Origin of the sequence: Streptomyces sp. HNM0575 (assembly GCF_012726265.1) — a bacterium.
GTDB lineage: Bacteria > Actinomycetota > Actinomycetes > Streptomycetales > Streptomycetaceae > Streptomyces.
Map to the genome: position 1 here is coordinate 133385 of NZ_JAASAG010000010.1, position 13064 is coordinate 146448.

General features: G+C 66.3%; 8 protein-coding genes. 4 read left to right on the forward strand and 4 right to left on the reverse strand.

Going from position 1 to position 13064, the window contains the following annotated elements:
• Positions 1 to 12: 12 nt before the first annotated feature.
• From HCC61_RS23055 to HCC61_RS23070, 4 genes are all read right to left on the reverse strand, one after another.
• Complete coding sequence (locus HCC61_RS23055) at positions 13 to 3168, reverse strand: DEAD/DEAH box helicase (RefSeq protein ID WP_346777343.1); 3156 nt, start codon at positions 3166 to 3168, stop codon at positions 13 to 15.
• Between the two features lie 110 nt (positions 3169 to 3278).
• Positions 3279 to 4502 (reverse strand): protein kinase, encoded by a 1224-nt coding sequence (locus HCC61_RS23060; RefSeq protein WP_169138377.1) that lies wholly within the window; start codon positions 4500 to 4502, stop codon positions 3279 to 3281.
• Between the two features lie 409 nt (positions 4503 to 4911).
• Positions 4912 to 6084, reverse strand: coding sequence for a serine hydrolase domain-containing protein (locus HCC61_RS23065; protein ID WP_169138379.1), 1173 nt, complete (start codon positions 6082 to 6084; stop codon positions 4912 to 4914).
• 1168 nt (positions 6085 to 7252) lie between these two features.
• On the reverse strand, positions 7253 to 8575 hold the full coding sequence (locus tag HCC61_RS23070) for a transcriptional regulator (protein ID WP_206322904.1): 1323 nt from the start codon (positions 8573 to 8575) through the stop codon (positions 7253 to 7255).
• Between the two features lie 193 nt (positions 8576 to 8768).
• Here HCC61_RS23070 and HCC61_RS23075 point away from each other — a divergent pair, with 193 nt between their 5' ends.
• From HCC61_RS23075 to serS, 4 genes are read left to right on the forward strand one after another with little or no spacing between them, the layout of a single operon-like run.
• Complete coding sequence (locus HCC61_RS23075; RefSeq protein WP_169138383.1) at positions 8769 to 10019, forward strand: methionine adenosyltransferase; 1251 nt, start codon at positions 8769 to 8771, stop codon at positions 10017 to 10019.
• Positions 10019 to 10936 (forward strand): aminoglycoside phosphotransferase family protein, encoded by a 918-nt coding sequence (locus HCC61_RS23080; protein ID WP_169138385.1) that lies wholly within the window; start codon positions 10019 to 10021, stop codon positions 10934 to 10936. The genes HCC61_RS23075 and HCC61_RS23080 overlap by 1 nt, the downstream gene beginning before the upstream one ends.
• Before the next feature lie 9 nt (positions 10937 to 10945).
• Positions 10946 to 11656, forward strand: a complete 711-nt coding sequence (locus HCC61_RS23085; protein ID WP_169138387.1) for a histidine phosphatase family protein — start codon at positions 10946 to 10948, stop codon at positions 11654 to 11656.
• Entirely contained in the window at positions 11649 to 12944 is a 1296-nt protein-coding gene (gene serS, locus HCC61_RS23090; protein ID WP_169138389.1) for a serine--tRNA ligase, read from the forward strand. Before HCC61_RS23085 ends, serS begins: the two co-directional genes overlap by 8 nt.
• The last annotated feature ends 120 nt before the right edge of the window (positions 12945 to 13064 follow it).

A 13064-nucleotide genomic window follows, 5' to 3' on the forward strand; every position in this document is an offset into this window, starting at 1 on the left:
GTTGCGGACTCCTCAGCGTGCGCGGTGGGCGTGTGTGGCGGGGCGGAGCGGCTCGAGGACGGCGAGAATCCGCAACATGGGGTCGCCCGCTGTGCGCAGGCGGCGGACGAGTTTGCGGCAGTCGTCGGCGGTGTCGTGTACCTGCTGGCGGCGGCGCTGTTGGTTGCCGACGGTGCTGAGGGCGACCTGCTCCCAGACCTGCACCTTGTCCTCGTACGGGGTCAGATACACGTCGACTTCCTTGTCGTAGTCGACGCGGCGCTCACGCAGATGGTTCTCGGCCGCGTTGACGGCCATGGGGACGAGCCCCTGGAGAACATCAGGGGCGAGGGGCTGGCTGCGGCCGGGCATGTCGGGCCCTACTCCACAGGCGGCGAGGAAGGCCGAGTTCATGCGCCACACGCGGGCGTCAGCGTCGGCGAGACCAGTGACGGCCATCCATTCCACGACCGTCGGTTTGCCCTCCGCGTTGGAGTAGACGCCCTGGAGGAGGTAGACCGGTCCTGCGAGCGCTGCGGGCAGATCCGGGTCGATACGAGCGGCCTTGGCGCCATCGGGCTGGTAGGCGAGGACGAACGCTTCGTCGTGCTGGAGCTTGGCGAGGACCTTGTCCGTCACCCAGTCGAGCACAGGGTGAATGTCGGAGACGTAGGAAACGTTGGGCCACTGCGAAGTGAGCTGATCAGTCTTGCCCTGCCTGGCGTTGCGGGCTGCCTCAAGCCGTTCGGCGGCATACTGCTTGTCGAAGGTGATGCGTAGCGTGCCGTCGTACTTGGGCGTCGTAAGGATCTTCTCCTGCGCCAGGTACGACGTCGGCAATTGCCGGAAGCGGTACTGCAGGTCGTCCGGCGGCGTGAACTCGATGCGGCCGTTACTGGTTTCACTCCGCCAGTTGAGGGCGTCGCGGTCGGCCTGCGGATAGATGAGGTCCATCGCCGCGTGGAAGTAGGCCTTGGTGTCTGCGAACACAAGTGGTACGTCGGCCTCGGGCACCGGGGACGCGCCGAGGGTGACGGGGGCAGCCGTCGGATCGGCGAGCCGGGCGTTGGCACTGGCGAGAAGTCCGGCGAGGACACCGCCGGCTTCCTGCTGGGACTGCTTGATGGAGCGTTCGACGGTGCTGCCCTTGATGAGGTCGCGGGTAAGGCGATCCTCTTCCTTCTTGTCGCTGTAGAGACCAGTGATGGCGTCCGCGCTGCCCTCGCCTGACTCGATCTCGTGTGCCTGGGCCTCGCGACGCAGCAGGCGGGTGCCGACGAGCCGGTCGTCGAGAGTGAGCATCTCGCCGCTTTCCTCGTCGCGCCGCCAGGGCACATCGGCGGTGAGGGTTACCGCTCGGAACTCGGGGCTCACCGCCTGACCGTAGCGGTCGACGCGGCCGTTGCGTTGCTCGATCCGGATGAGCGACCAGGGCAGGTCGTAGTGGATGAGGTCGTGGCACTGGTGGTGCAGGTTGACCCCCTCGGAGGCCATGTCTCCGGTGAACAGCAGCCGTACCGGCTCATCCCGTCGGCCGAAGCGGTCGACGATCTCCTGCTGCTGCTGGTCGTTGGTGGTGTCACCGTGCATGACCTCGACGGCACCGGCGTACACGTCCCACGGGCGCGTCTCGTCGGTCTTGGCGGGCTTCGTTTTGAAGCCGAGCCGGGCCGGGACCACTTGGGCCAACCAGTTCAGGGTAGCCACCCGCTCCGAGAAGATCACGACGCGACGCTCAGAGCGCGGTCCGACCTCGAGGTCCTTCAGGGTGCGCACGAGTGCATCGAGTTTGGCGGAGTCCTGATCGGTGAAGTCCTCGAGCATCGCTTCGAGTTCGGCGAGTGCAGGTCCTTCGGCGGCCAGAGCAGCGCGCCGCTCGGGATCGTCAGGTGAGGACTTGGAGCTCTTCTTCGCCTTACGGCTTTGCGGGTTCTCCAGGTAACTGCGGCGACTCGCCAAGGACTTGTGCAGGGCGACGTGGGAGGAGAGAAACGCCTTGAGGAAGCTGTAGGCGACCAGAGGGTCGGCGCAGACCGACGAACGCCCCGGTTCACCCGGAACCCACTCGTTCGCGAGTTTCTCCAGTACGGCGATTTCCTTCGGTGTCGCTGGCGCTTCGACCGGTAGGGAAGGGCCGCGTTCGGCCCATGGCTTGCCCTTGAGACCGTCGCGCACCTCACGGTCGGTCTTGGTGCGCCGGATGTAGAGGTGATCGAGGTCGGCAACTTTGTAGTTCTTCGAGTCGGCGATGGCCGCAGGATCGAGCATCCGGATCAGCTCGGCGAAGGATTCGGCGTCGCCGTTGTGTGGAGTGGCAGAGGCCAGAAGCAGCGCGTCGGTGCTGTCGGCGAGACGGCGAGCAAGGCGGTTGTTGCGGGTGCCCTTGTTCACCAGGTTGTGGGACTCGTCGATGACCACGGCGTCCCAGGTGATGTTCTCCAAGTGGTGGGCGTACGTTGCCGACTTGAGCGTGTCGACGGACACGATGACGCGCTTGAAGTGGGCGAACGGATTCCGCCCCGCGGGGATCTCCTGCTGGATGCGCTGGATGCCGGACGAGTCCAGGCGCACCAGCGGCAAGGAGAAACGCGTCCACAGTTCACGCTGAAATTGCTCCAGTACGTGGGCGGGCGTGACCACGAGGATTCGTTCCCCGCGCCCGCGTCGGATCAGCTCGGCGAGGATAATGCCGATCTCCAACGTCTTACCCAGACCGACCACATCGGCGATCAGCAATCGCGGCTGCGGGTTACGCATGGACAGCGCCAACTCGGCTGGGCGCAACTGGTGTTCCTGCCGGTCCATGAGGAAGGAATCTGTGAGCGCGAGGCCGTGATCGGTCTGCGGCAGCGCTGTCTTGCGGATGACCGCTTCCAGGTAGAGACGGGCCTTGGCATGCTTGGATGTTTCATCGGGTACGAGCCGGGTCTTACGTGGATCGAGCACCTCGATCTGATCAAGCCCGGAGTAGAAGACCGCGTCCGTGCCGCGGACGAACGGCGACACCCCGCTGACCTCGGCCATGAGCCCATCACAAGTCTCCGCGACGGACTTCACGAGCCACTGCTCGTCGCGGACGCGCACCTGAGCGCCTGGGGCGAAGGTCGGCCTGCCACCGGCCGGGCGTGTCTGCTGTTCCGACTCGGCTTCCCGTGCCTCAGGCACCTCGGGCTGGATCGCCGCGGTCACGTGGTGCTCCTTCTCCGGACTGTGAACTATGGACTCATGATTACTCTGCGGAAGGGCGAGCCTGTGGCAGGCATGACCGGGAAGGCAACGCTACGGGAGACGGCAACACGTCAACGCTTCGACCAGGCGAGCTCCGGTCCCGTCGCGTAGCGAGTGCGCAGCTCCTCGGCGACCCGGCGGGAAGCGGGAGGGCGACCCGGTTTCGCCGGCTGAGCCTTCGAGGTATCTGCGGGCTTTTCCGATACCGGTGCTGCCTGCCCTCCACGTTCTGGCTTGGGAACGAGCGGGAGTGGGGTGTCAGCGTCTGTTTCGGGCGCCGGTTCCATTCCGGGTTGGCCATTCGCAGGCGGGGCAGAGGCATTCGACTCCGACAGCTCCTCCTCGCGCAGCACCCTCTCAAGCGAGTCGAGGCGGTCCAGCATCGGCGCGTCAGGCTGAGGAAACACCATCGTGGGATCGTCCTTCGACGTCGTCTCCTGGATCAGAGCGCGTCGTGCCCGGGCGGGACTTGTACCCAGCAACCGCATGAGATCGGCACACTGCCGGGTTACCTCGTCCAAGGAAGGGCGATCGTCGGCCTTGTGGGCCAACATTGACCCCAGGATGGGGGCGAGTTCGCTGGGCAGCCCGGAAAGGTCGGGGCCGACCTCGGAGTTGACCACCTGTGCAGCGACGGCCTCCCACCGGACACCGTCGTAGGGGTAATGCCCGGTGGCCGCGTACAGAAGCACCGTGCCCAGGCCGTACACATCGGCCGCGTACGTCACGTCCACATCGCCGAGGGCCTGCTCAGGGGGCATGCACCGCACCGTGCCGATGACGGTGCCAGCTTGGGTGAGCGAGCCCTTGGAGGCTCCGAGGAAGGCACCGAGACCGAAGTCGATAATCACTGGACCGAAGTCGCCCAGGATGACGTTCTGGGCTTTTAGGTCACGGTGCACCAAGCCCACTGCGTGCACGGCGGCCAGGCCCTCGGCCAGCAACGCGCCCAGGCTCGCCACGAGCGACGTGGCGAGCGGACCTTGACCCTGCACGACGTCGGAGAGCGGGCGGCCGGGAACGTAGTCCATGGCCAGCCAGGGCTGCTCTGCGAACGGGTCCCCGTCGATGAATCGGGCCACACGGCCGGTGCCCGAGATCGTGCGCGCGATAGCCGCCTCGCGTTCGAAGCGTGCCCGGCTGTGAGGGTCCGTGCGGTCGGGCCGGATGACCTTCACCGCGAGCGGTTCACCGGCAACGGAGTAGGCCAGGTACACCTCCCCCATACCGCCAGAACCGAGCTGCCGCTCGACGAGGTACGGACCGATACGCGGCGGCGGAGTTCTACTGCTCACCGCACCCCCCTGACTCCCCCAACGACAGCACGACGTCGCTGGCACGTGCGTCCATGGCACCGCAGAGAAACGCTAAGCGGCATGGGTACTGACGAATCACTGCCACAGCGTACTGATCGACATCCTGTGGCAGGAAGCGATCGCATCAGTTTGAACTCGCAAACGCCAAGTCCGGTGTCAGGTCGACCGATATGTTCGCTGAGGTTGGTCTGGTGGCGAGAAAGTCGGCCGCCCGCCGCATGGTCGAGTAGGGCGGCGCAGACGTGAACAAACGTGAAGGTGACCGCGGAGGACGGGGTCGGCCACAGCCGACGAGTTGCTGCACGGATGCGGGCCGGTACTGCGTAGAGGCAGAAGGAACCTGGCCTCGGTCGAGGTCGCCGTCGACGGCTTCGGCCGGGGAAGGTAGTTACGCCAGTGACTCTCGGACCGCGTTCACCAGCGCCGTTGCCCGCTCGTCGTCGGCGCCGCTGATGATGTGGTTCATCGCGTAGCCGAAGGCGATGCCGTGTTCTGGGTCGGCGAAGCCGAGTGAGCCGCCTCGGCCGGTGTGGCCGAAGGAGTTCGGGCCCATCATGGGATTGGCCTCGGTGGGCAGCATGTACCCGGAGCTGAACCGGCTCGGAATCACCATCACCTGATCCATCCCGGTGGCCTGCTCCTTGGTCGCCGCTGCCAGGGTGTCCGGCGCGAGGAGGCGTTTGCCGTCCACCTCGCCGACCAGAGCGGCGTACATGCGGGCCAGGCTGCGTGCGGTGCCGATGCCGTTGGAGGAAGGGAGTTCCGCAGCCTGTACTTCTGGTGAGTTGAAGTCCATCTCGGCCGGGTTCGTGACCTGGAATGCCCTGTTGCTGAAGGAGTTGGGGTCGCGCCAGGCAGCGACCTGTTCGCGGAGTTCAGTGGGTACCGACTCCGTGGGCACGGTGGTGAGGTCGACCTCGGGCGGCCGATACACCATGCGGCTGACCCGGTCGCGTTCGCGCCCCGGCAGACCGATGAAGAAGTCGAGCCCCAGTGGGGCGGCGATCTCGTCGGCGAAGAAGCGGCCCGGTGTGCGGCCGGACACCCGGCGGATGACCTCGCCGACCAACCAGCCCCAGGTCCGGCCGTGATACCCGTGGGCGGTGCCTGGGGCCCACAGGGGACGTTGAGCGGCCAGTGCGGCTGCCATCGGCTGCCAGGCAAGTGCCTCGTCCACCGGCACCGGTTGGTCGAGTGCGACCAAGCCGGCTTGGTGGGACAGCAGCCAGCGCACCGGGATTTCTGCCTTGCCGTTCGCGGCGAAATCCGGCCAGTACGTGGCCACTGGGGCGTCCAAGTCGAGGGCGCCTCGCTGGGCGAGCAAGTGCGCGGCGGTGGCCGTCGCTCCCTTGGTCGCCGAGTAGACCAGTTGCAGCGTGTCCCGCTCCCAGAGACGACCGGTGTCGGGGTCGGCTACTCCACCCCACAAGTCCACCACCTGGCGCCCGTGTTGGTACACGCACACTGCCGCGCCGATGTCCCCGTGCTGATCGAAGTTCGCTGCGAACGCCTCGCGTACGGGCTCGAATCCGGATGCAACCTCACCGTTGATCGTCGTCATGCCGCCATCCTGACACTTCGGCCGCTGACTCCCAGAAGCTATCTCGCAGCCGCGCAGTGCGGTGTGCTCGCTGCAAGAAGGTCCGGACGCACGACCGGATGCGGTGACAGCGTGCCCAACGAAGCCGTGATCCCGTATGCTATGGCCAGGTTCGATGTGGGTTTTGAATTAGGAGAGGGGCGGTGCGAGCGGTTATATGAATCGGCTGAGGGGCTTTATTAGCGTTCTTTTTGTTATTCACCTCGTGTAGAGGACCCTGCCCAAAAAGCCGAGAGAGACCTCTAGCACAAGGCCCAACAACCCCATCACGTGAACCAGGCTCTGGGACTGACGGAACCGCTCCCAGGCTGTATGGGAAGCATGCTCTAACACATCACCGACCCGCCGTTCGGCGGCGTCGGCCCTTGGCATGCCCAGACACCTCGGCACTCCAGTGCCGCCTCTTTACCGCTCAGCCGTCGGCTCTGGCCGACCTGTTCAGGCATGAGGCGGCGCAGCCGCTGGGTGCCGGAAGGGCATCCACTCGATGAACGCGACCTCCCTTGGCCCTGTGACCGGCGTGCTCGCTGCCTTCGGTGGTGCTCTCGGGGGTGCCCCTTGGTGGGCTGTCGCGGCGATTCTCGTCGGGGTTTCCCTGACTACCCCTCTCACTGGCCTGATCCTCGACCATATCCGAAAGCGAAGGGGAGACATTATCGACGAGAAATTTTCAGCAGCACTTGATTCGATAGACGACCCAGAAAAGAGAATCCGAGCAATCATCGATTACCGGCAAGCCACTCCGGTGCAGCCACCACCGGAACCGCCACCAGGACCCCCACCAGCAGACCCTGGGCAGGGTGCCAACGGGTCGGCGAGCGCATAGGACAAGCCGCGGTAACCAGATCTGTTGTCGCGATCGGTTCGGTGGGGCACGGCGCATGGTCGCCCTTGGGATTCAAACCATGGCCCGCTCATCGCGGACCTTGTGCGTTGGCCGTCCCTTGGTCGTCACGCATGTTGGCGGGTTTGTCGCAGTAGCGGCAGGGCGCCTGATGGGACGACCAGTGGCGAGGTGGTTCCAGTTGGGCCCGGCGCGGGAACAGTTTCCAACGGGCTCTGTCCGTGGTCATGTTGCGGTCGGCAGGTGGGGGTGTGGGTTGGCACCGGGCCCGCCACTCCGTATTGATCAGGCTGCGTCGGACAGTGCCTGGAGGCGCTCGCGGAACTCGCGGACAGCAGGGACTGCCTTGTGTGGGCGGAGTTGGTCGGAGAACTCCTTGAGGCGGTCCAGGGCCCGTACGGAGCTGACCTTGTCTTCGAGGAGCTCGGCGCCGTAGTTGGCGGCGTCGAGGGCTCCGTCCAGGTCGTTGCCGGCGAGGTGGGCCTCGGCCAGGCGGGCGGACCGTACGGCCTTGTCACGCGGCGTGGCCTTCTTGACGGAGGTCACCAGTGAGCTCGTCGCGCGCTCCAACTGGCCCGAGCGCAACAGGACTTTGCCCTCGGTCGACCTCAGTTGCGCCTCGCCGAACCAGTCGAGCCAGTCCGGGTTTTCCTCCACCGTGTGGCGCTCCCAGAGAGAAGCGGCACGGTTGAGCGCCGTGCCGCCGCTTTGGTGATCGCCGTCGCGGGAGAGGGCTTCGGCTTTGTGCAGGTAGAGGAAGGACTGCGTGTAGGGCGACAGGGTTCGAGGGGCGTTGTCGATGGCGGTCGAGATGAGGGCGACTCGCTCGGCGGTGCGTCCGGCTTCGGAGACGTGGACGCCCATCTCTGCCAGGACGAAGGCGCCGAAGGCGTCGTCGCCGGCGGTGCGGGCGCTGCGCAGGGCTCCGACGTAGTACCGCTGTCCCGCGGAGCGCAGTCCTGCGTCATAGGCCATCCAACCGGTCAGATGCGATACCCGGGCCGCCAGTGCATACAGGCGGATGCGGATCTTGTCTGTGTATCGGCCGGCGCTCAAGAGGTTGGTGATCAGGGCGAGATCGCCGCGTGCCTGCTCCAGGAGTCGGGCGCCCCCGAGTTGGTCGTCGAGCGTACGGAGCGTGCTGATGCGCTCCTCGATTGTCGAGACCATGGTGTCGGTGACTCGATCTCCGTTGAGGGCGGATGCGAATGCAGAGGGTGCGTCGGCCCAGCTCGCTGCAAGCCCCGTCAGGGCGACGCCGGTGATGGTGAGAAACCCCCGACGGTCCATGCGGCCGCTCCCCACCAGATCAGCCAGCGCCTCGACGGTGCCGGCCTCTGTCCAGGGGGCAGTGAGCCAAGTGACTTCCCATACCGGGAGCCACCGCGGCCATCCCTCCGCCTGAACCTGTTCGTACGGCACGCATAGCAGGTCGGCGAGGACGCGCTGCGCATCGGCGTCCGGCTCCTGGCCCTGCTCCCATTTCCACATGGTGGTGCGGTTGGTCGCCAGGGGGATGCCCATTTCCTTCCCACGTGCCTGCATGAGTCGGGCCAGCTCGGCCTTTCCCCATCCGCTCGACTGCCGGACGAAGGTCAGTGGATGCATTGCTAACGACTCACCAGTCACGTCGTCCCTCCTGTCAACGCCGTTCTGTGATGGGGAGGTTACCCACGCTGACGTGCATATGAGAGCCCTCGATGCAGAGAGGAACCCCCTAGAAACGTTCCCGACCGGTCGTCGGATGGCTTCACTGATCATCAGCCCCCCCAGCAGTCGACTTTGAGATGGGAGCACATCCATGCCCCGCACGAGCACGACTTTCGGGAACAGTCACTTGGTGATCGAGACCGGTGCGTCCCGGCCCGACGCGACCACGATCGTGGAGCGCAAGGGCCTCGGCCACCCGGACACCCTCGCCGACCACTTGGCCGAGCGGCTGTCCCGGGCCTACAGCCGGTACACCGTGCGGCACTTCGGCGCTGTCCTCCACCACAACTTCGACAAGCTCGCCCTGCTCGGCGGTGCCAGCGAGGTCCGGTACGGCGGCGGGACCATGACCGCCCCAGTGCGGGTCCTGGTCAACGGCAGAGCAGCGCACATGTGCGCCGGTGAGCGCATCCCGGTCGCCGAGATCGTTCAGGCTGAGATCCGCGCGTTCTTCGCCGAGCGGCTCCCCGAGATTTCGGACCACCTCGACATCGTCTTCAACATCACCCGGAACTCAAGTCCCGGAGCTGTGCTCACCGGTGACGGTGTTCCGGACCGTACGCGGTGGTTCAACCCGCGCTCGATCGAGGACCTGCGTGAGCGGCGGATTCGGCTGTCGAACGACACGTCGCTGGGCACGGGTTGGGCGCCGGAGAACGTCTTCGAGTCGTTCGTGCGGGAGCTCGTGGATCACTTCTCCGGCGACAGCGACTTCACCCGTGCCCATTCCTGGTGCGGCTCCGACGTCAAGCTCATGGGCTACTGGGACGGGGAGCAGGCCGACGTCGTGCTGTGCGTGCCCCAGAAGTCCCGGCACGTCGCGAGCCGGGCTGAGTACATCCGCAACACCGAGACCGTGCTCGCCGAGTGCCACCGCATGGCCGCGCTCCGAATTCCTGGTGCCACGGCCACCTTCCGGCTCAACGCCCGCGACGTCCCCGAGAAGGACGAGCTGTACCTCACCTACACCGGCAGCTCCATCGAGTCCGGGGACGAGGGCGTCGTCGGCCGGGGTAACCGCGTCAACGGGCTCATCACGCCGCTGCGGCCCATGAACCTGGAGGGTGCCAACGGCAAGAACCCCGTCTACCACGTCGGCAAGCTCTACAACATCGCGGCGCAGCGGCTGGCGCACCGCCTGCACGAAGCCACGGGCGAGCACGCCGAGGTCCATCTCGTGAGCACGACCGGGCAGCGACTCGACCAGCCCTGGCGCATTCTGGTGCGGCTTTCGTCCATAGACGTGGAGGTCGACAAGGTTCAGGCCCTCGTCGACGAGGCCATGGACGAGTTCCCGGCCCTGACGGACGAACTCGTCTCGGACGGGATGGTGTTGAGCTGATGACGGCGCGGTCGCTCGGTGGGGTCCTACCGGGTGCACGGGACCGGCTCCTCGTTCACTATGGACCTGCTGCCGGCAAATGGCTCGATGCCGCCCCGCAGCTCCTGGAGGAGGCTGCCGAGCGGTGGAAGCTGACTCTGCAGAGCTACCACGACGCAGGGCACTCATCCGTCGTCGCCGTCGCCAGGGACATCCATGGCGTCCCTCTCCTGCTCAAAGCCTGGTACGAACTCGCCCGCTATTGCGACGAGATCACAGCACTCCGGCTGTGGGCCCGTGGCCCGACGGTCGACGTCATCGAGACTGCGGACGATCTGTCAGTGGCGTCGCTGGAACTGGTGGGTGGCCGACCCGGAGGTCTGGCCAGGCCCGTGCAGGAAGTTCAGATGGTGGCTGCGGTGATCCAGAGTCTCCACGCGGTCGGTGCGCAGCGAGGCCGACCGGCGCTCCCGCGACTGGGAGATCATCTCCAGCACACGGTGCTGCCGCGCGTCGCACGACGGGCGACCGCTCTCGGCCTCGGGCGGCGTGCATGGCTCGTACGCGAGGCGATCCCGCATCTCCAGGCGCTGAGGGAGTCGCCCGCCCGTACGACGGTGCTCCACGCCGATCTCTACCGGGAGAACGTGATCTTCGACGGACGGGGAAACGCCAGGCTCATCGACCCGCATCCGATGGTCGGTGATGCAGCATACGACTGGGCGTTCTGGACCGTCCACTACGACCTCGGCCAAGCGACCTTCCAACGCATGGCCATCGCGTCACGAATATCGCAGATCCCGGTTCCAGAGATCTCCGCTTGGTGTCGAGCCATCGCCCTGGACTCACTCCTCTATTACACGGAGATCGGTGATCCGGCTGAGGACGCGGCCGCAGACGTCCTGGCCGCGCTCATGGCGTCGGGCTTGGAGGGGTGAGGGGGAGAAATGACGACACACATCCTGCGCCACGGGGAGACCGACCACAGCCGGCACTACCTCGTGAACGGAGACCCGAAGCGCCCGATCCACCTCAGCGAGGACGGCATCCAGTCCTGCGGTCTGCTCTGGCACACGCTGCCCTTGCGGCAGGTGTCCACATGGCTCTCCAGCGAATTTCCCCGAGCCCATCAGACGGCGTCGAGGCTGATGGGTGTGCCGGAACCAGGCCCGGTCGTCGACCCGCAGCTCAATGAGCTGGACTACGGCGACTTCGAAGGAGGCCCGTTTCTGGAGTACGCCGCCTGGTTGGACCGGAACGGCGGACTGCGTCGCCCTCCGGGAGCGCGCGAGTCCCAACGGGAGGGCATCAAGCGCATGTTCGAGGGACTCCAGGCGGCCTTGGAGCGCCCCAGCCCGCGGGTGGTCGTCTGCCACGGTCTCCTTGTCTCGGTGCTGCACTGGTGTCGGGAGCGATCCGACAGCGAGCTCATGCCGCTGTTCTTCCCGGAGGCGTCGTACGTCCAGCCGATCTCGTTCGACGACGAGGAATTGCGGAGCTGCGTGAAGAGCCTCTTCTCCGACCTTGCTGCCGAGTCGGAAACGGCTCCGGGACCACAGGGGGTTGCGCCGAATTCCCGGCCGGAGGCGGAAGTGGATGTTGCTACCTTCGACCGGGTAAACCAACCGCACGCACAGAGGGACCTTCCCGATGCATGATGCTCGCGTTCTGATCGACATGGGCGAGGACGCCGTCCGCCGCCTGGCCCGCCGCGGCTACACGCTGGACCTCTCCTCCCTGGAGAGTCTCCAGTCTCGTCGGAACAAGAGCATCCAGTCCGGCGACGAGCTGCGCTCGGAGTCGAAGCGCGTCGCGCAGGAGGTCCAGCGGACGGCGAAGTCGGGCGGCGACATCTCCGCTCTCAAGGAGACCGCGCGGAAGCTGAAGGAGCAGATCCGGGAGACCGAGGCGGAACAGGAGCGTGTCCAGCAGGAGTTGACGGAGCTGCTGCTCACCATCCCCAACCTGCCCGCCGACGAGGCACCTGACGGTGACTCTGAGGAGTTTGCGGTCGAGCAGCGCCGCGTCGGCACCCCGCCGGCCTTCTCCTTCGACACCAAGGACCACGTCGACCTCGGCGAGGCCATGGGCATCCTGGATTTCGGCCGGGCGACCAAGCTGTCCGGGCCGCGCTTCAGCGTCCTGCGAGGCGTCGGTGCGGCCTTGGAACGCGCGCTGGTGGCGCTCTTCCTGGACCTGCATACCCGCCGCCACGGCTACACCGAGCACTCGGTGCCGTTCCTGGTCAGTCGTCAAACGATGACCGGGACAGGGCAGTTGCCGAAGTTCGAGGAGGACCTGTTCAGGACGGGTGTCGCGGACCGGGACCTGTTCCTGATCCCCACGGCCGAGGTTCCGCTCACCAACCTGTATGCGGACGAGATCATCCCGCCGGCCGAGCTGCCGATCGCCTTGACCGCGCACACGCCGTGCTTCCGCTCGGAGGCCGGTTCGTACGGCAAGGACACCCGCGGCCTGATCCGCCAACACCAGTTCGCCAAGGTCGAGATGGTGCGCATCGCTACTGCGGAGCAGGCTCGTGGCGAGATGGAGAAGATGGTCGGCCACGCCGAGGCGTGTCTGAAGGAGCTGGACCTGGCCTATCGCGTCGTCACGCTCGCTGCTGGCGACACCGGTTTCTCCGCCCAGCTCACGTACGACCTGGAGGTCTGGTTGCCCAGCCAGTCCACCTACCGCGAGGTCTCCTCTGTCTCCGACTTCGGCACCTTCCAGGGCCGTCGCGCGGGCATCCGCACCCGCGACGAGAGGGGCAAGCCCACCCCGGCAGCCACAATCAACGGCTCCGGACTGCCGATCGGCCGCACCCTCGCAGCCCTCCTTGAGCAGCACCAGCAGGCTGACGGCTCGGTCCTGCTGCCTGAATCCCTTGTGAAGTACCTCGGCTTCCGCCGGATCAAGGCGGACGGAAACCCCTCGGAGGAATAGGTGCTTGTCGGCGTCTGCGACTTCCCTGGTAGTTACGCATTCCCCCCGGCCGGATACGGCGGGATCGAACGATGGCTCTGGGCAGTCGCCGTAGGAGCCCGCACCGCTGGCGCCGACGTC